We start from the raw sequence: 19,512 nt of genomic DNA, 5'->3' as shown, positions 1-19,512 counted from the left end.
AAGTATTTTTGTTGAAATAATTAAATAATTATGAATATGAAATTACTTATTGTTATAATCTTTGCTTCAGTTCATACTTTACTTGCTCAGTCAGTTAATGTTACATTTCAGCAGGGAGTTAACGGTTACACCGGCTGTAAGTCCGTTGATATTTCAGACCTGAATTTAATAAGCGGAAATAACGGGACAACATTTGCAGACGGAAATAATGACTGGTGTATAGGCAAGCTGCACGGAAGGCCGGGATTTGGATATGACATCTCTCCCCTGCTGCGTTTTGATAACCTTAATATTCCTGCAGGTGCAGTAGTTACTGCAGCAAGTTTAACACTCACACATGTGATGTGGGAAGTGCCAAGCTCGAGGGTAATCGGGAGATATTTAAAAGTTGACTGGACCGGTACGGTTATTGATACAGTTGGAGGAGTAGGTAATGCTCCTGTGGGTTGGGAGCGTCGAATGCCCGGAACTCCATGGGGCTCACCCGGAGCTACAGGTGAAGGAACCGATTTTATAACGGGAAAATTATTTTATTCACCGCCCGATGGCAGTATAATGCCTTCAAACGGAGAGGTTACTTACAACATTCCGCTTGACCTGCAGGTAATACAGGGCTGGGTGAATGATCCTCAAAGCAATCACGGGTTTATCTTCCAGGTTGATGCGCCAAATGTTCATATTTATTTCAGGCAGCCGCAGAGACCTGATATACCAAAAAGACCAAAGCTTTCAATCACATACACAATGCCTACCGGGATACACTCTCAAACTGAAATACCGGCGGAATATTACCTGGAACAGAACTATCCCAATCCGTTTAACCCGGTAACCGTAATAAATTACGGAATGCCAAAGGAAGGCAATGTGACTTTAGCGGTATATGATGTATTAGGAAATGAAACTGAGGTATTATTCAGCGGAATTAAAAAACAGGGTAACCACTCAATAACATTTAACGCAGAAAATTATTCTACAGGAATATATTTCCTTCGGCTTAGAGCAGAAGGATTCAGCAGAACAATTAAGATGACAGTTATAAAATAAATAAAATTATGAAAACAGAATATCAGCCCAACTGGGATTTTTATTTCACGGAGCTCGACGGCTCCCCTGCATCAATGTACCTGGACCTTGGATTGAATAAGATAGCCCCGATCAAAGAAAAAAATTACCTGCTTACTGTAATAATTACAATGAATGACCCGCAGGAAAACGGCTATTCATCAAAAGAAGAATCTGAAATACTATTCAGCATTGAGGATAAGATTACTGAAGCAGTGACCGAGCCTTATGGCGCAGTATTTGCGGGCAGGGAAACCTGTGACGGGGCACGGATATTTTACTACTATGCTGCTAACAATAAGGATATTAAAAAAACTGTGAGATCAGTTATGAAGAATTTTGCAGATTATGAATATGAAACTTACTTTGAAGAGGACAGCAAGTGGGACCAGTATTTCAAGCACCTCTACCCTGCTAATTTCGAGATGCAGGCTATTCTGAACAGGAGGGTTGTTGAGAATTTAAAGTCACACGGAGATAAACTAACTGAGCCGCGCGATGTAGATCAGTATATCTACTTTAAAAAAGAGAACAGGAAAAATGAATTCTTAAAGGAAGCAATAAAACTGGACTACAGGGTTACATCAGACCGAACAGATAATAATGATAAGGAATATCCGCTGAGTGTCAGGCTGACAAAAAAGCTTCCTGTAACTTATCATGATGTGCTTGATTATACAGCAGAGCTTTATGACCTGGCAGAACAGTATGACGGACTTTATGACGGCTGGGAAACAAAAATAATTACAGAAAAATCCAAATGAGCAAACAGCAAAAATTTCCATTCATATTTTTAAACCATGGAAAGCCCATTGATATTTATTCTTTCCAGGGTGAAAAATATTTTGTATTCGGCTTTAAAGAAAATATTACCTCAGAAACTGCGGCAATTGTTGAAAGTATGGTTCCTGAAGTGCTCTCAGGCAGTGTACTTCGCGCAGGAAGCCTGCTTATGCTTTACAATATTTCTGATGAAGATGATATCACAGGATATTACCTGGTTAAAAGAGGCAGTAATTTTAAAGATGAGTTTGATGATAAATTGTTCATGAACCTGTACACAGATCTGGCAAATAATATAGAAAGCTGGGCTGTAAAAGCTAACAATGAATGGCCGGTTGATTTTTTCATAGGGCACAGCAGGATCAAAGGCAGTAAATGGGATAAATACAGTGAAGAACATTTAGAATATGTGATTAAAAAATTAATTAGTGAGGCAGAGCAAAATTCACCTCAAAAGAACAAAATAATCAACCAGGCTTTACATTTAATTATTGAAAGCAAAAATAAGCTTATATCCGCTAATCTGAAGAAACAAATGAAAATGATAATCGATAAAACCGAATAATACATATCATATTGATAAATAGACAAAGAACGCCAATAAATTGGCGTTCTTTTTTGTTACCGGATACTTTTTATGGTTTGAATAATACTATTTAATTGCTATTTTTGCATATTATGTTAGAAAGTTACATACCAATATTGTTAATGATGGGCGGAGCGGTTGCTTTTGCCATCATAAATGTTATAGTTTCAAAAATATTAGGACCCAAGAAGCCAAATGCCGAAAAGCTTTCGACTTACGAAAGCGGCGTTGAGCCTTATGGAACTGCGCACTCTAAATTTTCTGTTAAATATTATATGGCAGCAATGCTGTTCATTTTGTTTGATATTGAAATAGTGTTCATGTATCCATGGGCAGTTACATTCAAAAGCTTTGAAGGTGCAATGTTAACCTATGCGCTTGTTGAAATGATGGTATTTATTGTACTGCTGCTGATAGGATACTTTTATATGCTGCGCAAAGGCGCTTTAAAATGGAATTAATTAAAAAGTAAGTATGTCTGATATCAATTCAAGTTTACAGAACGAAGGATTTTTTACAACAAAGCTCAGTGATATAATAGGCTGGGCGCGCAAGAATGCCGTATGGCCGATGCCAATGGGTATAAGCTGCTGCGCCATTGAAATGATGGCTTTTGCCGCATCAAGGTATGATGCTTCAAGGTTTGGCAGTGAAGTATTCCGTTTTTCACCAAGGCAATCAGATTTAATGATAGTAGCCGGAACTGTAACATATAAAATGGCATGGGTTGTAAGAAAAATTTGGGACCAGATGCCTGAACCTAAATACTGTATAGCGATGGGCGCTTGCACATCTTCAGGAGGTATGTACAGAAGCTATTCCGTTGTACAGGGTATAGACCAGTTCCTTCCTGTGGATGTTTATGTAGCTGGCTGTCCCCCAAGACCCGATGCTTTAATACAGGGTTTAATGCAGGTACAGGATAAAATAGGCAAAACACATCATAAGCTGTTTGACCAGTCAGTTAAAGAAATGATGAGTTAATAAAAATTTGGAATTAAATTGTTTTTAACCCGGCTAATGGCCGGGTTTTTTGTTTCCCGGAAATTCCCGCTGTCTTTCAGATTAAATACAAAATATATAAAATATAAAATTTTAGTTATATTAATGTATGAATAAGAATATCTTCATTACAGGAGGGACAGGCTATATTGGCTCGAGGCTTATACCTTTATTGAAATTAAAAGGATTTAGTATAACTGCTTTAACGAGAAAAAGCTCAACTAAGAAAATACCGGACGGATGCAATATTGTTTATGGGGATGCGCTGAATAGCGATACATTTAAAGATAATGTGAAAGGTTGTGATACATTTATACAATTGATCGGTGTTGCTCATCCGGGCCCGGGCAAAGAAAAAGAATTCAATGAAATTGATCTTGTTTCGGTTAAAGAATCAGTACTAGCAGCAAGATCAGCGGGTGTAAAACAATTTATCTATCTAAGTGTAGCTGAACCTGCGCCTGTAATGAAGGGATATATTTCAGTTAGAAAAACAGGTGAAAAGATAATTTCTGGATCAGGAATGAATGCGGTTTTTATAAAACCATTGTATGTACTGGGTCCGGGGCATTACTGGCCATATTTGATATTGCCACTGTATTGGCTGTTTATGATCATTCCCGGTTTTTCCAAAACCGCAAAGAACCTGTACCCTGTTAAATTGAGCAATGTGCTGAATGCAATTCTGCATTACGCAGAAAATCCTTCAGAAGGCTGCCTGAGTATTTCCACTAAAGAGCTGAAAAAATTTTAAATCACCAAGTATAATACAGTATGAAGTATTTTAGTCTGAATTTGTTATTTTAATTCAGGCTCAGGCTTTTTTCTTCGTAGAATCAACGAGCTGATAAGCGTAATTAATATCCCTACCGGTAAAATCTCAGCGTAAGTATACATAGCAAAGAAAAATATATTATTCTTGTAGTTGTAATTTGTTGTTTCGATTTTTTTGATACCCTCATCCAGAGCAGCTCCTGTAATTCCGCTTTCCTTTAATTCTTTTATCTGCATAGCGGAGTATTTATCAATAAAATCAGGAAGAAAGAAATGGAATTCAACACCCCATGTAATAACATACAAAGTAGAAGCGATGAAACTGATCATAAAGCCAAGCAAAAATGCTTTGCTGAATGATATAGTACCGCCATTTTTTTTATCCCTGAAATTCTTTATGCCTACAAAAATAAATGAAAATGCCACAGCCATAGCGCTAAAGCCAATCACCATGCTGCTGAGTCCCCCATCAGCATCACCTGCTGAGCAGGATACAATTGCCATGGAAATTCCCATAAAAGTACTGATTATAACCCCGGAAATAAGACCAAAAACCAAACTATTTCTTTTCATAAAATTTTCCTGATTTTTTTCTCACAAAAGTAATATCCTTCAGCAAATTTCCGTTCATACTTTAGTATGATTTTGGCAGGGATAAAGAATTTTTATTCATTTGGATAGCATTAATATATGATTTTTAATCTTTTAGCTTTTTCAACAGCCTGAGTTCTTCTTTTGACATCAAGCTTTAAAAATATATTGGATGAATGGGTTTTAACAGTATTAAGGCTTATAAATAACTTGTCAGCAATTTCTTCGTTGCTTAAGCCCTTAGCCATTAAATTTAATACTTCAAGCTCCCGTTTGCTTATTCCCAGGTTTTGAATTTCCTTTTCATTAATTTCAATATTTTCCGGGTTTTCAATGTAGATTTCCTTTTCAATGATATGGGTTTCTACCCTGGGTTTTACAAGCTTTAAAGCAAGCCAAACCCCTAAGACTGTAAAAACAATTGCTATAGCTCCGATAAAAAAATCCAGCCGGTAATTATAAACAATAAAATTAGCTTCCAGAATTTTTAGCAATAATAATACCAATGCCATGGAAATACCATAGATCAGAAATTCTTTATATTTGGTACCGGGTCTTGATGCGGTTTTCATATTTAAATACTTTCAATCTTGTGAAACAATTTATGCATGTATATAATGGTTAATTAACATCCCCAAGATAAATTGCATTTTTAATGTTATTAAAATTTTTCAGGTGATCTATCAGAGCTTTTGGATACAATCTGTAATTATCAAGTATTTCCAGGGATAACCATTCTACTCCAAGCTGTCCATTATCAGGTTCACTGCCGTTTTTGGGGCTGCCATTGGTGATCTCAGCTTCAAACATTATTTCCAGTTGGTGTACTTTTCTTTGGGCATGCTCCGGGAATTCATGATTTGCTCCAATATAATCCCTGATAAAAAGCAGCCTTTTTATTTTAACTCCAACAGAAATTTCTTCATGACACTCTCTTATTAATGCCTGTTCCAAACTTTCACTGTGATTTTGTCCACCGCCGGGAATTGTGTAAAAGAATCCGTTCTCATCTTCCTTTTTCGCAGTAAGCAATTTATTATCTTTGATAATTATCGCTTTAGCGGATACTCTTATATCTTCACTTTCTATCATTGCTGTGAGTTTGTATTTCTTTGTTTAAAGAAAAAATATAACAGGAATGCGCCTATAAGTCCTATCCACAGGTACCTGTACTCCGTTTCCATGTTTTTATCCCCTATCAGGAAGAATAATGGACCTATCACAATTACAAGCAGTATTGGAATACCCAGGAACATAGTAATTGTAAAGAGCGAACTTTTTGTCTGCCTGTCATCGGTATCGCGCATTTTTTTTGTCATAAACCTGAAGAACCACAGAATAAAAACAGTAGCAACAAACCAGGCAGCTATATAAAGCGGGTAATTATGTTCAAGTATTTCGATTCCTGACATTTTTTACTTTGATGTTTTTTGTTTTAAATGTTTAGGTATTAATATCTGTTCCAGAATTTCAAACATAAATTCGACAACAATAGCAAGTAAAGCCGCAGGTATTGCGCCTTTTAAGATAAGGGTAGTATCATTTAAAGCCAAACCGGTTACAATGAACTCACCAAGACCGCCTGCGCCGATAAAAGCAGCAAGAGTAGCTGTTCCGATATTTATTACTGCTGCGGTTTTAATTCCCGCAAATATCGAAGGCATTGCCATTGGTATTTCTACATAATGCAATCTTTGCCAGGTTGTCATCCCCATTCCTGCTGCCACTTTTTTTATAACCGGGTCAACGGAATAAATGCCTGATGTTGTATTACGAAGAATTGGCAATAGAGCGTATAAGAACAAAGCCGCTACTGCCGGAACAATACCAATGCCAAAAAGCGGGATCATAACAGCAAGCAGCGCTATAGAGGGAATTGTCTGCAAGAGTCCCGTTACATATAGCACGGGCCGTGCAGCAGAGGGCATTGCAGAGAGCAAAACACCCAGCGGCAGAGCAATTAAAACAGCAAGCAAAAGAGAAATGAACGTTATTTGCAGGTGTCTAAGGGTTTTTTGCAGAATTTCATCAGCAGATGACTGCTGCTTAAATTCCGCACCTGAGCCTCTCAAATTTCTTTCGGTTAAAAATTCATTTGCGGTTTCACCGAAGCTTTTATTTTCATAAAGTACCTTTGAGTTCATTGCCTGCATCAGGCTGTCATTAATTGTTCCCGCAAGAACACTTAAAAGTTCTTTGGCTTTGTTATCCATTGCCTGCCGCATGAAAGGGACACCCATATATGTAGGGAAAAAATTTTTATCATCTTTTAAAATTACCAGTTCATATTTATTTATTTCACCATCTGTTGAATAAACATCAGTAAGCTCGATTTTTCCTTCATTCAGTGACTGGTATGCAAGCCCGTGGTCAATACCCGTAGGTTTAATGCCAAGATTGTAAACATCTGCAAGGTACTCCCAGCCGTCCTTTCTTTTAATGAACTCATAGCTCATAGCGGCTTTTATATGCTGGTGAGGTCTCAGGTCTGAAATATTCACAAGGTTATATTTTTCTGCGGTATTTTTTTTAACTGCAAATGCGTAAGTATTATTGAATCCAAGGCTGCCTGATATTTCAAGTCCGTGCTCTTTTTTTAATGTTTCATTAAGCTCAAATACTGAAGGCTTATCTGCCAGCTTCAGGATGGCTTCACTAATTGTACCGGTATATTCAGGATAAACATCTATCTGGTTATTTTTGAGTGATTCAAAACAAACAAGCGTACCGCCAAGATTGAACTTTCTTTCCACTTTATATCCGTGTGATTCCAGCAGCTGGGATATTATCTCTCCCAGGATGTATGATTCATTAAAATGCTTTGAACCAACCCTTATAGTTTGCGATGAAACTGAAGTTACCAGTAAAAATATTATAATTAGTAATGATCTCATAGGGAACGGGTATCCATATAATCTTTAATTGATATACTTGCGGGATTGTTAAGCACTTCTTTTTTCGTGCCGTATTGTTTTATTTCGCCGTTTTGCATGAACATAATATTATCGGCAAGCTTAACAGCCTCATTAAGGTCATGGGTAACAATAACTATTGTCCTTGGCTCAGCCTTCTGCATATCAAGCAGCTCATTGTGAATTTCATTTTTAGTTTCAGGATCAAGCGCTGCAAACGCCTCATCAAGAAGAAATATTGGCGGCTCAAGTAGCATTGCCCGGCAAATTCCAGCTCTTTGCTGCTCGCCGCCTGAAAGCTGGTACGGATATTTGGTTTTGAAGCTTGGCGGAAGGTTCACAATGCTCATCAATGTATCGATCCTGCGTTCTATATCATGTTTGGATACATTTGTTATCTTTCCCAATATTGCAATGTTATTGTAGATTGTCATGTGAGGGAAAAGTCCTGTACCCTGAACTGAATAACCTATCTTTAGGCGTGTTTTGTTGATCTGTGAATAATCAAGCCGTGAGCCGAAAACTGTCACATATCCGGAAGAGGGCTTTATCAGACCGTTTATTATCTGAAGCAGTGTTGATTTTCCGCTGCCGCTTTTACCAATTACGGCGGTAATTTTAAGATCTTCGATCTCGAAAGTAAGATCTTTTACAGCTGCAGTACCCCCGTAATAGTGTGAAACATTTTCAAATTTAATGAGGCTCAATAAATTATCTTTAGTTAATCAGAACTTTTAATAAATAATATTTATTTAATTAATAACTAACACACATAACAAAAATGAATTTTAAATTCCTGCAATTACAGGTATATTTAAATTAATTCCCGTAAAACTACTAATAAAAGATTTAAATGGAAAATCAAAACAGCGTTCTGAATTTAAATGATATAGAAAACTCCTTAAGCGGAGTTGATAACGATAAAATATTTTCGATGTTTCGCAAGGTGCGCAGGATGACAATTGAGCTTTGTGAGCCGCTTGAAATTGAAGATTATGTTGTGCAGACAGAAAGCTTTATGAGTCCACCGCGATGGCACCTTGGTCATGTTACATGGTTTTATGACCAGCTATTAAAAAAGTATTTCAGGGATTATAAACCGTATGAGAAAGATTTTTCCTATTACTTAAATTCATATTACCAGGCATTCGGCAAGCCATTCAACAAAAGCAGGCGCGGAACGATTTCTCGCCCTACTGTTAAGGATACAATTGCTTACTGGAATTATATAAACCGTGAGGTTTCACGATTTTTTGAATCAGCCGAAATAAAGCTTAAAGTACTGAAGGATTTCATGTTAGCTTTTAATCATGAATGGCAGCACCAGGAGCTGCTGGTTTATGACCTTCAGCATCTTTTGCAGGAACAATACGTACCAAAGACCATTAAAAATGTACCGCAGCAAAACGGTGTAACACAAAAAAAAGAAATGATTAAAATTCCGGGAGGCATTTATGAATTGGGTTTTGATATACTGAAATGGAAAGACCAGTTTGCATATGATATTGAAATGCCGCAGCATAAGGTGTACCTGAATGACTACCTGATAGATAACACTGCTGTAACAAACGAAGACTATATGAACTTCATAAATGACGGCGGGTATAAGAATTTTAAGTTCTGGCTTGATGAAGGCTGGCACTGGATTAATAACAATAATATCGAAGCACCGTTATACTGGGAGCGTGATGATAACGGAAGCTGGTTTAAATGTGATTTTAAAGGTAAAAGATACATTGAAAACTTCCCGAATGAGCCTGTTACGAATATCAGCTATTTTGAGGCTGATGCTTATGCGCGCTGGGCTGGTAAAAGGCTACCTACTGAAGCTGAATGGGAAAAAGCCGCGAGCTGGGATGAGGAGAAAGGCATTAAAAGGCTTTATCCATGGGGTGATGAATCACCTGATGAGTTCAGATGTAATTTGCTGGAATCAAGAATTTGGGCTCCGGCGGATGTTTTTGCATATGAAAAAGGAAAGAGCTTTTACGGTTGCTATGGTATGATTGGAGAAACATGGGAGTGGACAGGATCGGAGTTTGTGGCTTACCCGGGATTCAGATCAGGGTTTGCTGAATATAATGACAAATGGTTCACTAACCAGAAAGTATTGCGCGGGGGTTCATTCGGCACCCCAAAAGACTCAACCCGTAATACATACCGTAATTTTTTTAAAACACATGAAAGATGGCTTATCAGCGGTTTCAGGTGTGCAAAGGATAGGTAAAACAATTAGCAATGAACAATTGGCAATATACAATGAACAATTAACAATTATCAATTTGAATCATCTTGCCATCAAACAAAGCTCAAAATAGTTGTTTTTATCTTTCCATGATTTTTTGATTTTTAATCCCGCTGAAGAAGCAAGGTCGTTTATCATTTCATCTGTGAATTTGTAAGAATTTTCGGTGTGAATAGTTTCATTCCTTTTAATTAAAATGTTCCCAGAACCATTTAAGCTGAAAGACTGGTCACATTTAGATATTAAGTGCATTTCGATCCTGCTTTTTGCCTGATTAAAAAACGCTGTGTGTTCAAAATTATTAATATCAATATCAGAGCCAAACTCCCAGTTTATTCTTCTTAAAAGATTAAGATTAAATTCCGCCGTAACACCTTCTTTATCGTTATAAGCAGCATTAAGGATATCTTCATCTTTTACAAGGTCAAAACCTATAAGTAATGTATCACCACTGCCCATACAGGCAGATATTTTACCGAGGAAGTCACCGGCATGTTTCAGGTCAAAATTTCCTATGCTGGAGCCGAGAAAAACGATCATTTTAGGCTGCGAAAATTTTTCTGAAACTATTTCCAATGCCTGTTCGTACTCACCTATAATTCCGGTTACACAAAGCCCTTCAAAATCCTTTAGCAGCTCATTTCCGCTGCTGATCAGAATCTCAGAAACATCAATTGGCACATAAGTTACTGGGTCACCGTTTTTAATGAAAGAATTCAGTATATATCGTGTTTTAACTGAGCTTCCGCTTCCAAGCTCAACAATAAGGTTTTTACCTGCATTTAAACACTCTATTTCACCGGCAAATTTTTTTAGTATGGAAGCTTCTGTACGGGTTACGTAATATTCTTTAGTTTCACAAATCTTTTCAAACAACTCTGAGCCTTTATCATCATAAAAATATTTTGGCGGTATCGATTTCGGCTTTGAAAGCAGTCCGGAAATAATATCATCGCTGAATACAGCGCGAGAACCATTTTCACTGGCAATTATAAGATCAAATCTCTCATTAATATTTTTTCTTTTTAAGCCGGATAGCATATTCTATTATGATGAATATTATTTTTTGCAATATAACAATTTAATATAAAATCCGCTTTCTGAATATTGCTGAGAAAAATGCCTGCCTAGCCTTATTTTATTGCATCAATTGCCCTTCAAAAACCTTAACAGCGGAACCTTCGGCAAAAGTGATATTATAAGGCTGTTTACCATTAAGAACAGACCATTTTTTACCGTAAATAGCCTCGAAATCAAAATCATGATGAAATTTAATTACGGGGTATATATTCCAGAACGGATGCTCTACTCTGTATATTAATGGCAAACCATCCTTCGAGGTTCCGAAACCCCATTCATGTTCTTTAAAAAAATGCTCAATTGAATCTTCAACAGGCATGTATGGTTTATTTTCCGCTTCAGCGCTTATTTCATAAAATTTTCCCTGCAGCTTTATTTTATGGTTAAGCAGTATCTTTCCGTTTTTCTGCACTTCACTTGACATTGTTATGGCTTTATAATTTTCATTATAAAGCGTGTTTGCTATCAAAGGAATAATTGTTCTTGGGACAAATTCCCTGACAAATACAACGCCCCTTTTTTCACTGTTCTTAACATATATACGCAGGTTTATTTCCGGGAAATTTACATGGAAAGGCACTTTAATACCTTTAATTTTGGTTTCCAGAAAGTCAAATGCTACAAGGCTGACAAAAGCCTTGCCGTTAATTGTATCAGGCTCCAGTCCGGGTGGAATATGTTCAGCAATAAGCTCCGGTTCAACTTCATATGTTATCAGAATAAGGTCCTGCCATCTTGCGCGTAAAAATAATTTTGGTTCGTTCATTCTGTTAAAAAATATATATAATTATTAATAATTAAAAATCAGATTCAGGCTCTTTATGTATTGCCACCAGTACCCGGCTTATCAGGTAAGCTGAAATTGCACCGCTAAGCACATCACTGAACCAGTGCTGGTTATGATAGATCCTGCTGAAACATGTTATGACTGCAAGCAGGTAATAAAAAGATTTCAGGTAATAATTATTTGTTGTTGAAGCTAAAATAGTTGAAAGAGCGAATGAAACTGCAGCATGACCTGATATATATGAGAACATATCATTGTTAGACCAGTTCCATCCGTAAAATGCGAAATCACCTTTGTTGGTATACGGGCGGAACCTGCCAAAGGCCGATTTAAAGATCAAAGTGATAAGCCCTGAAAATATGTATGCTTCAAGTATAAGTATCCCGGTTTCGCGCAGCTTATATTTCTGGAAGATAAGCCCTGTAATATATAGCCCTATAAATAAGTAAAGTGTAGGCAATCCGTTGCCGTACCACCTGCCGAATTCAAAAGCAGCATCGGCAATATTGTTATTGATTCCCGTAATGATATCTTTTACTGCAGGATCAAGATAAAATGCTGAAACTATGGCGAATAATGCTGAAAGTGTTATCTGCCAGTGCATAAATATACGCCTGAAGGTCATAGGATAAACCTTGACAAATGCTGTGCCTATATGTTTCAGATCACCTTTTAAAAGCTGCTTCATCCTGAAATTTTATTTAATCTGCAATTATATAAATTATTAAGGGATATTTGAATGTATTAATAAATCAATTGAATAATTTCAATTTAAATTCATAATTAATACTATTAAAAAAGGTGAACTTTCATTCACCTTTTAGTTTTTTTCCATAATTAGTTTGAGATATCACAGCTGCTATATAGAGTGTAACAAGAAAAAATTTAACATTTACTTTCAAGAAAATTACGAAGTAATTTTCGAAGTCCCGCTGTAAGCGGGATCACTTACTCAGCCTGCCCATATCAAGCCATCAACATTCTGCTGAAAATCCTTGAGCCTGCACCAGCCCTGTTTACCATCTGATGTTTTAAAAAGGAACCAGTCACATGAAAAATCATCGTCTGTACCGTCTTCATATTTGCAAACCGGCGTAATATCTGCTTTAATAATTGTGAGCTTGGTCTTTGGCGCTAAAGTAACTGCAGTTTCTGAGTTATCATCCCTTTTTACAAGGAGCCTGAACGGTGTTTTTACTTCACATTCCTGGTTAACATCATAAAACTCATCATTGATCCTGGTCAATGTTTTATTCTTTGTATCAAAGTCATATCTTATCTTTGCAGTCCAGAAACCCATCCAGGCATGCTCGGTAATTTCGCTGTTACCTGTAACTTCGATTCCAAAATTTGAAGGCAGGTGCCCGCATGGCACTATCTTACCGTTTATGAACTGGAAAAAGTACATATCGCTCTGGTCACTGTTACCGTAACCTTTCACAATTACTTCCTTCAGGTTATCATTGCGGTTCATATCAATAACTTCCACTGCATAATCATATGAATCCATGAACTGATGTGAAATAGTCTGGTCATTAATCTTCAGTGTAAATTCATGAGTCCTTTCATCGTAACTGCATATAATTTTTTCATCTTCCCTGTCAAAGTTAATATCCAGTGTAAAAGCTGTATCCCTGACCTGTGAATTTAAATTAAATGCGAAAAACAAAAGAAGCAGTGTGAATATTATTTTCATTCTGTATATTTTTAGTTTATTTTATAATTTATTTTTTACCAGTGCCCAGCTAGCAAGCGTCATACCGTCATAAATTTCATTGGAACCTATCATTTTTTCAATTTCTTCCGGTGTAAATTCAAATATCTCAAATTCCTCAGAATCATCTTTTTTATACGCAGAACTTGGTTTTAAGTTCCGCGCAATATACACTTTACAAATTTCATTTGTAACCCCGTTGTAGGGGTTGAACATACCGGCATAAGTTAAATCCCCGGAAAAGCCGGTTTCTTCAACCAATTCCTTCTTAGCCTGGTTATCATGGTCATTTTCTGCCTTTACTCCCCCTCCGGGGAATTCGAGACTGAACCTGTCATTTAAATACCTGTATTGTTTTACAAGCATAATTTTGCCGGTATCAGTAACAGGAATAATGAAAACTGAGCCGAAAGTAAAAGCATAATGATATTTTCCGGGGCTGCCATCAGGCAGTGTATAGTCATCAATTTTATAGCTCCACCAGTCATTTGTATAAATTACCTCTGTCTTCAGCTTTTTCCACCGTTTTAATTCCATAAAAATTACCCTGTTAAATTGTTATTTATTGAAAATACCTTAATATTTTAGTAAATTTGTAATTAAACTATTCAAATAAAATGGCAAAGTCAAAGTACGTATCCAACAAGAACGAAACAATACCCCTGTTCAAAAATTCATTCCTGGAGTATTTTTCGCACATCCATCCAGTTACGCCGGTTGTAGTTTACGTTCCGGTGCTGCTTATCTGCGCATACTTCGGCTTTCAAAGAGTACCGGTTTTAAACGGAATTCTCGCTTATCTTGGCGGTATTCTGTTATGGACACTTATAGAATATATAATTCACCGGTGGGTTTTCCATTATGAACCAAAAACAGTAACAGGAAAAAAGATACATTTTCTTGTTCACGGTATTCACCATGATTACCCCAGAGATGCAACCAGGCTTGTAATGCCGCTGCTTGTCAGCGTTCCGCTTGCCACATTTTTCTTTTATCTTTTTATGGCTGCATTCGGTAATTATTACCTGATAATATTTTCGGGATTCGTACTCGGTTATGTGAGCTATGATTCAATTCATTACGCTACACATCATATAAACTTAAAAGGCAGGTTCGGCGGATTTTTAAGATCATATCACCTTCGCCATCACTACGAAGATGAGCATACAGCTTACGGTGTATCTACACCACTGTGGGATTACGTTTTCCGTACAATTCCAAGCTATATGTTAGACCTGAAAAAAGTACCGGATATTGAGCTTGATAAAGATGACGATAACAAAGCAAAGGCTTAAACAAAAGATTGTTAATAATTATATAAAGAGGCTTTTTACAGATAGCCTCTTTTTTTATTCTTCTTTTACATTATCACTTTTTTTGATATCATCAATTTCTCTGGTAAGAAAGTAACTAAGCAATATCCTTATAATCACTATACCTCCCAGCTCGATCAATTCTTCAACTTCAGGTTTTAAAATAGTTTCGATTATATCGGCAGCTATGAGAAATTGAAGTCCCAATAGTATATAATTACCGAAATCTATTCGTATTTTGCTTAAGGCTTTAAATGTGAACTTACCATTTATCCTGCCGAATTCATTTTTTATAAATCCCAGGATCGCAAGCAAAGCGCCGTACAGCATAACAGCAAAGCTTACAGTTTCAACTGCCTGGGCTATCATATAGAAAAAATCTTCCATCATAGTATTATATTTTTACAAAGTTAAATAAAAATCAGTTAATTACATATAAATAAAAAAGGACTGCCAAACATATCAGTCCTTTATACTACATGAAATGATTTAAAGCAAAACCAAACAGCTTATTTCAGTAAAACCATTTTTTTGATATCGGTATAACCGGCAGTTATGCTGCCTTCTGCTGCTGCATCAAACCGGCAGAAATAAATACCACTGGCAAATGATGAGCCGTCGAATTTCAGTTCATAACTACCCGGAGTAAAATCAGAATCTGCAAGTACTTTAACCTCTTTCCCGCTTATATCATAAACAATGATCTTAACGTAAGCATTTGAAGGGATCGAGAAAGAAATATTAGTTTCCGGATTAAATGGATTGGGGTAATTCTGCAAAAGGCGGTATTCTCCCGGTATAAATTCATTTATACTGTTTATTCCGATCGGAACACCTGAACAGCCTGCTGATGATATCATATTATGCGGTCCATCTTCTGAATTAAGCATCAAACAGCTGTCACCGTTTTGATATCTGAACAGCGGTTTTGGAGTAATAACTTCTGAACCTGAATAATAATTCATTTTATATATATGAGAAGTTTGTCCTGATGAATTCATTGCTATATAATGGATACTGTCTTCAGAAGCATTGGTCATAAATGAAATATAATGAGTGTTCCCGTTCCTGACTGCAGTTATTTCAGGGGCAAAGTTTGGATTGACCAGGCTTCCCAGCACCGGTGAATCTGAATATAGAGCTTCAAAATTTCCGAAGTTTGCTGATGAGATCCATTTAACATTCCAATTGGAATTATTTAATTCACGGAAAATGCAAACAATACTTCCGTTACTGTTTCCGTTTGACGAAAGCCTTGCGTGAGTTTTAATGCTGTTAGGATTTGAGCCGCCGATATTTCCCCCTGCTCCCGCTGAAGATACGGGCGGATTGCCCAGAATATCACTTTTGGCAAAAAATAATTTTGTGCTATCCTGCACGCCGCAAAACGAGACAATAAGTGAATCTTCGCCAGAATTATTAAAATACGCTATATCAGTATATGTTGTCCTTGATACCGTGCCTGAATTTTCATACCAGTAGAACTTGGGAGCTAAAAATGAGAATGCAGGGTTGTTAATTAAATAAGGGCTTAATATCCTTGCAAATTTCTGAGAATTGATCCTGTTTCCGTTTGAATCTGTTGAATCAAACGAGCAAGCTATGTATATAAACGGTGTAGCCGCATATTGTGAATTATCTGTTGTTAGCCTGATATTATAATAGCTTTTTAATGAATCACTAACGGGCCACTCTAGCATATTGTAAAAAGTACCGTTAATAGAAGGAACCTGAATTACAAATGCACCAACCGCTTTTCTTCCTGATATTCTTTTGAATCCGAACGCAACCCACAGATATTTTTGGCCGGTATTATTTTCAACCAGTTCCATATCAATATCATTTGGAGTTACAAAATCCCCTGGCCTGATATTTCCTGATATATATTCTGACCAGCTTTGGCCGTTATTTACTGAATAATACACCCTGAAAGTATCAGGACTTGTACTATCAGCTGAATAGAACACAACTGACCATAATTTCCCAGCAGTAGAACCGCGCTGTTCAATTGCACCGGCAATACCCTTAATATTCCTGCTGCTGTTTGTATATATACGGGCATTTTGAATATCATCAGTGAAACCGACGAATGAAGGCATATTGAAATTTACCAGCCGGTCGTTATAATTTCCGTTGAAAATACTGCCTGACTCAGTTTTCCCCGTACCATTAATTTCTTCGAGCTTTTTATTCAATTCAATAATTCTCGGTAAATTTTCAAATTTGTCCTGCTTTTTCAGCTCCATTATTTCCTTTTCAATTTTGAGCTGCATATCAGTTTTTTTAAAATTATGACGTGTAAGATCTTTTAGCCCGGTATCTTGTGAAACCGACATACCTGAAAATAACATAAAAATGAAAAAAATTATAATAATTTCGTAAAATTTGTGATTCATAGTAATTTTTCTCCATTAATTAAATTTTACGAAGGGCGTATTATAAGCTAATATATAATCACTTATATTAATAAGTAAAAAAATTGGACTACTCTCCAATAATTGTAATTACAAGTTTACGGCTGCCTCCGCTATTGCGGTGTTCACATAAGTAGATGCCCTGCCAGGTGCCAAGGTTTAATTTACCGTTGGTAACAGGAATGCTGAGTGATGAACCAATAATTGAAGTTTTGATATGAGAGGTCATATCATCGGGACCCTCGAATGTATGTTCATAATGATCTGCATCTTCAGGTACCATGAGATTGAAATGGGTTTCCATATCAGTTCTTACGCTTGGGTCAGCGTTTTCATTGATACTTAAAGATGCGGAGGTATGCTTAATGAAGATATTTGCAATACCCAGCTTAACATTTTTCAGCTCTGGGATGTGCTGCAAAACTTCATCTGTAATAATATGAAAACCGCGCGGGCGGGGTTTTAGTGAAAATTCCTTCTGGTAAACGCTCATTCCCTGCCGTTTTGATTCATTTTATTTTCTTCTTCAAGCTTTTCCTTCTTTTTCTGTTTTTCATCATCATATGAAGTTTTGATAATAAAGAACATATACGCCGCAAACATGAGCGTTCCGATTACCGCAAATATTATTATTGCTCTATCCATTTTTTTGATTGTGAAATTAAAATTCTTTGCCGGCAGTCTGAACCGGCATGCATGCAAAAATAAACACTAAAAATTGATTTAAAACCTCTAAAATTAATGTTACCTTTTTTGCCGGTATTTTTTGAACACTTTTAAAAGCGCGTTATACTTCTGTTTATCATTCATACCCGGGAATTCGTAATCTTCATAATTACTGCTTAAAGCTCCGAAAATTCCTCCAATAAGGGCAAAAGGTATAGCAGTAACAAAACCGCCCATTACAGCCTGGTTTATGTGGAAATCAGGCGGATGGTTGAAATCAAAATATCCCCATGCAAAAAATCCAAGCACAAATCCAACAGAACCAACAATACCTGCTACATTCCAGAAATTTGAGCCAGTGCGGAACTGAACTTGTTTTACATCAGCGAGTTTAACTTTGTATTTATATTTATTTGTATCAGGCAGAAGCATAGAAGGGGTCAGAATAAATTTATTGAGACTGTTATCAAAATCATATGTTACGATTTTTCCCTTTTCTACCTGTTTAATTCTCATCTCAGGCAATCCGAAAGTTACAGAAGAATCAGTTTGTGAAAATAAAGGATGGATCGAAAGAAGCATAATGAGCAAGGTCAGTTTTTTCATTTTTATGCCGGTTTAGTTAATAGGATAATTATGTAAATCTATTAATAGATCATTTACCAATTGGTACAAATATCATAACAATAATAATAATTAAAAGAATTCCTGAAAATAACATTCCAAGTCCGCCGATTAGCCATGCTATGAAAAAAAATTTCCATTTTTTTCCGCCCCTTCGTGCTTTTAAGGGATTTTCAGGGTTATATAAAACTATCACTTCATCACCAACTTTAAAATCAGGCCTGTTGCTCGACCAATTTTCTGTAAATTCATGGATTCTTCCCATAGTATCAGAAAATTGAATTTTAGGTGAATACATACTGCCGCCGCCATCAGCCTGACCTTTATAAACACCTTCTACAACAGTGCCGCGTGTTTCAACTGCGGAATTCAAAAACCTTTTGGTTCGAATGTAGGAGATGATCCCTATTAAAAGCATAGTTAATGAAATAAACCCGTTGACTCCCAATACGAGATATAATTCGTTTTGTGTCATGCCCTGTGCGGGAATAATTTATAGCTCTTAATATATTTTACTGATACTTTTATAAGTTCTTCAAGTATTTTCAGATCAATATCAGAAAGTCTTTTTACATACAGACAGGCTTTGCCCATTTTATATTTGCCCAGTTTTTTAAAAAGCTCAGGTGACTTATCTTTACCTGCAAGCAGATAAATTGAAAATGCCGCTTTGCGCGGAGAAAATCCGGTTATACACATTTCACCACCATGTCCGCTTTCATACCTGTATTCATATTTTCCGAATCCTATTATCGTTGGTCCCCACATTTTCGGCTCTTCCTTCGTTATCTTTTTCATCATGTTAATAAGTACATAACTATCTTTCCGTTTCTGTTCATCTTCAACTGAATCAATGAATTTCTTTACGCTTACTTTTGTAGCTTTGGTTTTTATTTCAGCCATAAAATAAATAGCGAGATAGTGAATAGTGAAATAGTGAATTTGCGAAACAGAATCAA

At 36.5% G+C, this 19,512-nt stretch carries 26 protein-coding genes; 8 read left to right on the top strand and 18 right to left on the bottom strand.

Going from position 1 to position 19,512, the window contains the following annotated elements; translation table 11 throughout:
- Positions 1-36: 36 nt before the first annotated feature.
- From J0M37_09825 to J0M37_09800, 6 genes are all read left to right on the top strand, one after another.
- On the top strand, positions 37-1,044 hold the full coding sequence (locus J0M37_09825) for a T9SS type A sorting domain-containing protein (protein ID MBN8585384.1): 1,008 nt from the start codon (positions 37-39) through the stop codon (positions 1,042-1,044).
- An 8-nt stretch (positions 1,045-1,052) separates the two neighbouring features.
- The gene (locus J0M37_09820) at positions 1,053-1,826 is read left to right on the top strand and encodes a DUF695 domain-containing protein (protein ID MBN8585383.1); all 774 of its coding nucleotides are present in this window, start codon (positions 1,053-1,055) and stop codon (positions 1,824-1,826) included.
- Positions 1,823-2,410, top strand: a complete 588-nt coding sequence (locus tag J0M37_09815; protein MBN8585382.1) for a hypothetical protein — start codon at positions 1,823-1,825, stop codon at positions 2,408-2,410. The genes J0M37_09820 and J0M37_09815 overlap by 4 nt, the downstream gene beginning before the upstream one ends.
- Positions 2,411-2,523: 113 nt before the next feature.
- Positions 2,524-2,892 (top strand): NADH-quinone oxidoreductase subunit A, encoded by a 369-nt coding sequence (ndhC, locus tag J0M37_09810; GenBank protein ID MBN8585381.1) that lies wholly within the window; start codon positions 2,524-2,526, stop codon positions 2,890-2,892.
- A 13-nt stretch (positions 2,893-2,905) separates the two neighbouring features.
- Complete coding sequence (locus J0M37_09805) at positions 2,906-3,415, top strand: NADH-quinone oxidoreductase subunit B (GenBank protein MBN8585380.1); 510 nt, start codon at positions 2,906-2,908, stop codon at positions 3,413-3,415.
- 127 nt (positions 3,416-3,542) lie between these two features.
- Positions 3,543-4,187 (top strand): NAD(P)H-binding protein, encoded by a 645-nt coding sequence (locus J0M37_09800; GenBank protein MBN8585379.1) that lies wholly within the window; start codon positions 3,543-3,545, stop codon positions 4,185-4,187.
- A 44-nt stretch (positions 4,188-4,231) separates the two neighbouring features.
- On the opposite strand, the gene J0M37_09795 is transcribed toward J0M37_09800, so the two are convergent.
- The 6 genes from J0M37_09795 to J0M37_09770 all read right to left on the bottom strand — a co-directional run bounded on the left by J0M37_09795 (position 4,232) and on the right by J0M37_09770 (position 8,417).
- On the bottom strand, positions 4,232-4,780 hold the full coding sequence (locus J0M37_09795; GenBank protein MBN8585378.1) for a DUF4199 domain-containing protein: 549 nt from the start codon (positions 4,778-4,780) through the stop codon (positions 4,232-4,234).
- Positions 4,781-4,890: 110 nt separating this feature from the next.
- Positions 4,891-5,370 carry a DNA-binding response regulator gene (locus J0M37_09790; protein MBN8585377.1) on the bottom strand — a complete coding sequence of 160 codons (480 nt, stop codon included), beginning with the start codon at positions 5,368-5,370 and terminating at the stop codon, positions 4,891-4,893.
- Between the two features lie 49 nt (positions 5,371-5,419).
- Positions 5,420-5,890, bottom strand: coding sequence for an NUDIX domain-containing protein (locus J0M37_09785; GenBank protein MBN8585376.1), 471 nt, complete (start codon positions 5,888-5,890; stop codon positions 5,420-5,422).
- Positions 5,887-6,210, bottom strand: a complete 324-nt coding sequence (locus J0M37_09780) for a hypothetical protein (GenBank protein MBN8585375.1) — start codon at positions 6,208-6,210, stop codon at positions 5,887-5,889. Before J0M37_09780 ends, J0M37_09785 begins: the two co-directional genes overlap by 4 nt.
- 3 nt (positions 6,211-6,213) lie before the next feature.
- Entirely contained in the window at positions 6,214-7,692 is a 1,479-nt protein-coding gene (locus J0M37_09775) for an ABC transporter permease subunit (protein ID MBN8585374.1), read from the bottom strand.
- Positions 7,689-8,417, bottom strand: coding sequence for an ATP-binding cassette domain-containing protein (locus tag J0M37_09770; GenBank protein MBN8585373.1), 729 nt, complete (start codon positions 8,415-8,417; stop codon positions 7,689-7,691). Before J0M37_09770 ends, J0M37_09775 begins: the two co-directional genes overlap by 4 nt.
- A gap of 227 nt (positions 8,418-8,644) precedes the next feature.
- On the opposite strand from J0M37_09770, the gene egtB reads away from it, so the two are divergent.
- The gene (gene egtB, locus J0M37_09765; GenBank protein ID MBN8585372.1) at positions 8,645-9,937 is read left to right on the top strand and encodes an ergothioneine biosynthesis protein EgtB; all 1,293 of its coding nucleotides are present in this window, start codon (positions 8,645-8,647) and stop codon (positions 9,935-9,937) included.
- 60 nt (positions 9,938-9,997) lie between these two features.
- Here egtB and egtD read toward each other — a convergent pair whose 3' ends face one another.
- The 5 genes from egtD to J0M37_09740 form a co-directional block, all read right to left on the bottom strand.
- Entirely contained in the window at positions 9,998-10,996 is a 999-nt protein-coding gene (gene egtD / locus J0M37_09760; protein ID MBN8585371.1) for an L-histidine N(alpha)-methyltransferase, read from the bottom strand.
- A 97-nt stretch (positions 10,997-11,093) separates the two neighbouring features.
- Complete coding sequence (locus J0M37_09755) at positions 11,094-11,801, bottom strand: DUF2071 domain-containing protein (protein ID MBN8585370.1); 708 nt, start codon at positions 11,799-11,801, stop codon at positions 11,094-11,096.
- A gap of 31 nt (positions 11,802-11,832) precedes the next feature.
- Positions 11,833-12,510 carry a phosphatase PAP2 family protein gene (locus J0M37_09750; protein MBN8585369.1) on the bottom strand — a complete coding sequence of 226 codons (678 nt, stop codon included), beginning with the start codon at positions 12,508-12,510 and terminating at the stop codon, positions 11,833-11,835.
- A 264-nt stretch (positions 12,511-12,774) separates the two neighbouring features.
- A complete protein-coding gene (locus J0M37_09745) occupies positions 12,775-13,518 on the bottom strand; it encodes a hypothetical protein (GenBank protein ID MBN8585368.1) in 744 nt (247 codons plus the stop codon).
- A gap of 21 nt (positions 13,519-13,539) precedes the next feature.
- Positions 13,540-14,073, bottom strand: coding sequence for an NUDIX hydrolase (locus J0M37_09740; GenBank protein ID MBN8585367.1), 534 nt, complete (start codon positions 14,071-14,073; stop codon positions 13,540-13,542).
- A gap of 80 nt (positions 14,074-14,153) precedes the next feature.
- On the opposite strand from J0M37_09740, the gene J0M37_09735 reads away from it, so the two are divergent.
- A complete protein-coding gene (locus J0M37_09735; protein MBN8585366.1) occupies positions 14,154-14,831 on the top strand; it encodes a sterol desaturase family protein in 678 nt (225 codons plus the stop codon).
- Between the two features lie 54 nt (positions 14,832-14,885).
- On the opposite strand, the gene J0M37_09730 is transcribed toward J0M37_09735, so the two are convergent.
- The 7 genes from J0M37_09730 to J0M37_09700 form a co-directional block, all read right to left on the bottom strand.
- Positions 14,886-15,239 (bottom strand): DUF1622 domain-containing protein, encoded by a 354-nt coding sequence (locus J0M37_09730; GenBank protein ID MBN8585365.1) that lies wholly within the window; start codon positions 15,237-15,239, stop codon positions 14,886-14,888.
- Between the two features lie 119 nt (positions 15,240-15,358).
- Positions 15,359-17,245 carry a T9SS type A sorting domain-containing protein gene (locus J0M37_09725; GenBank protein MBN8585364.1) on the bottom strand — a complete coding sequence of 629 codons (1,887 nt, stop codon included), beginning with the start codon at positions 17,243-17,245 and terminating at the stop codon, positions 15,359-15,361.
- A gap of 88 nt (positions 17,246-17,333) precedes the next feature.
- Positions 17,334-17,756, bottom strand: a complete 423-nt coding sequence (locus J0M37_09720; GenBank protein ID MBN8585363.1) for a YjbQ family protein — start codon at positions 17,754-17,756, stop codon at positions 17,334-17,336.
- Positions 17,753-17,908, bottom strand: a complete 156-nt coding sequence (locus tag J0M37_09715; GenBank protein MBN8585362.1) for a hypothetical protein — start codon at positions 17,906-17,908, stop codon at positions 17,753-17,755. The genes J0M37_09720 and J0M37_09715 overlap by 4 nt, the downstream gene beginning before the upstream one ends.
- A gap of 99 nt (positions 17,909-18,007) precedes the next feature.
- Positions 18,008-18,535 carry a hypothetical protein gene (locus J0M37_09710; protein ID MBN8585361.1) on the bottom strand — a complete coding sequence of 176 codons (528 nt, stop codon included), beginning with the start codon at positions 18,533-18,535 and terminating at the stop codon, positions 18,008-18,010.
- 49 nt (positions 18,536-18,584) lie between these two features.
- Positions 18,585-19,028: a DUF3592 domain-containing protein gene (locus tag J0M37_09705; protein MBN8585360.1), complete on the bottom strand. Its 444-nt coding sequence runs from the start codon at positions 19,026-19,028 to the stop codon at positions 18,585-18,587.
- The gene (locus tag J0M37_09700) at positions 19,025-19,456 is read right to left on the bottom strand and encodes a DUF1801 domain-containing protein (protein ID MBN8585359.1); all 432 of its coding nucleotides are present in this window, start codon (positions 19,454-19,456) and stop codon (positions 19,025-19,027) included. Before J0M37_09700 ends, J0M37_09705 begins: the two co-directional genes overlap by 4 nt.
- Between the last annotated feature and the right edge of the window lie 56 nt (positions 19,457-19,512).

The sequence above is a fragment of the Ignavibacteria bacterium genome, assembly GCA_017303675.1.
GTDB lineage: Bacteria > Bacteroidota > Ignavibacteria > Tepidaquicellales > OLB5 > OLB5.
This window is presented reverse-complemented; position numbering and strand designations above follow the sequence as displayed.

Bases quoted from the DNA above. Each gene is read 5' to 3' on its own strand.
- J0M37_09825 (MBN8585384.1), top strand. From the start codon at position 37: ATGAAATTACTTATTGTTATAATCTTTGCTTCAGTTCATACTTTACTT.
- J0M37_09820 (MBN8585383.1), top strand. From the start codon at position 1,053: ATGAAAACAGAATATCAGCCCAACTGGGATTTTTATTTCACGGAGCTC.
- J0M37_09815 (MBN8585382.1), top strand. From the start codon at position 1,823: ATGAGCAAACAGCAAAAATTTCCATTCATATTTTTAAACCATGGAAAG.
- ndhC (MBN8585381.1), top strand. From the start codon at position 2,524: ATGTTAGAAAGTTACATACCAATATTGTTAATGATGGGCGGAGCGGTT.
- J0M37_09805 (MBN8585380.1), top strand. From the start codon at position 2,906: ATGTCTGATATCAATTCAAGTTTACAGAACGAAGGATTTTTTACAACA.
- J0M37_09800 (MBN8585379.1), top strand. From the start codon at position 3,543: ATGAATAAGAATATCTTCATTACAGGAGGGACAGGCTATATTGGCTCG.
- J0M37_09795 (MBN8585378.1), bottom strand. From the start codon at position 4,780: ATGAAAAGAAATAGTTTGGTTTTTGGTCTTATTTCCGGGGTTATAATC.
- J0M37_09790 (MBN8585377.1), bottom strand. From the start codon at position 5,370: ATGAAAACCGCATCAAGACCCGGTACCAAATATAAAGAATTTCTGATC.
- J0M37_09785 (MBN8585376.1), bottom strand. From the start codon at position 5,890: ATGATAGAAAGTGAAGATATAAGAGTATCCGCTAAAGCGATAATTATC.
- J0M37_09780 (MBN8585375.1), bottom strand. From the start codon at position 6,210: ATGTCAGGAATCGAAATACTTGAACATAATTACCCGCTTTATATAGCT.
- J0M37_09775 (MBN8585374.1), bottom strand. From the start codon at position 7,692: ATGAGATCATTACTAATTATAATATTTTTACTGGTAACTTCAGTTTCA.
- egtB (MBN8585372.1), top strand. From the start codon at position 8,645: ATGTTTCGCAAGGTGCGCAGGATGACAATTGAGCTTTGTGAGCCGCTT.
- egtD (MBN8585371.1), bottom strand. From the start codon at position 10,996: ATGCTATCCGGCTTAAAAAGAAAAAATATTAATGAGAGATTTGATCTT.
- J0M37_09755 (MBN8585370.1), bottom strand. From the start codon at position 11,801: ATGAACGAACCAAAATTATTTTTACGCGCAAGATGGCAGGACCTTATT.
- J0M37_09750 (MBN8585369.1), bottom strand. From the start codon at position 12,510: ATGAAGCAGCTTTTAAAAGGTGATCTGAAACATATAGGCACAGCATTT.
- J0M37_09745 (MBN8585368.1), bottom strand. From the start codon at position 13,518: ATGAAAATAATATTCACACTGCTTCTTTTGTTTTTCGCATTTAATTTA.
- J0M37_09740 (MBN8585367.1), bottom strand. From the start codon at position 14,073: ATGGAATTAAAACGGTGGAAAAAGCTGAAGACAGAGGTAATTTATACA.
- J0M37_09735 (MBN8585366.1), top strand. From the start codon at position 14,154: ATGGCAAAGTCAAAGTACGTATCCAACAAGAACGAAACAATACCCCTG.
- J0M37_09730 (MBN8585365.1), bottom strand. From the start codon at position 15,239: ATGATGGAAGATTTTTTCTATATGATAGCCCAGGCAGTTGAAACTGTA.
- J0M37_09725 (MBN8585364.1), bottom strand. From the start codon at position 17,245: ATGAATCACAAATTTTACGAAATTATTATAATTTTTTTCATTTTTATG.
- J0M37_09720 (MBN8585363.1), bottom strand. From the start codon at position 17,756: ATGAGCGTTTACCAGAAGGAATTTTCACTAAAACCCCGCCCGCGCGGT.
- J0M37_09715 (MBN8585362.1), bottom strand. From the start codon at position 17,908: ATGGATAGAGCAATAATAATATTTGCGGTAATCGGAACGCTCATGTTT.
- J0M37_09710 (MBN8585361.1), bottom strand. From the start codon at position 18,535: ATGAAAAAACTGACCTTGCTCATTATGCTTCTTTCGATCCATCCTTTA.
- J0M37_09705 (MBN8585360.1), bottom strand. From the start codon at position 19,028: ATGACACAAAACGAATTATATCTCGTATTGGGAGTCAACGGGTTTATT.
- J0M37_09700 (MBN8585359.1), bottom strand. From the start codon at position 19,456: ATGGCTGAAATAAAAACCAAAGCTACAAAAGTAAGCGTAAAGAAATTC.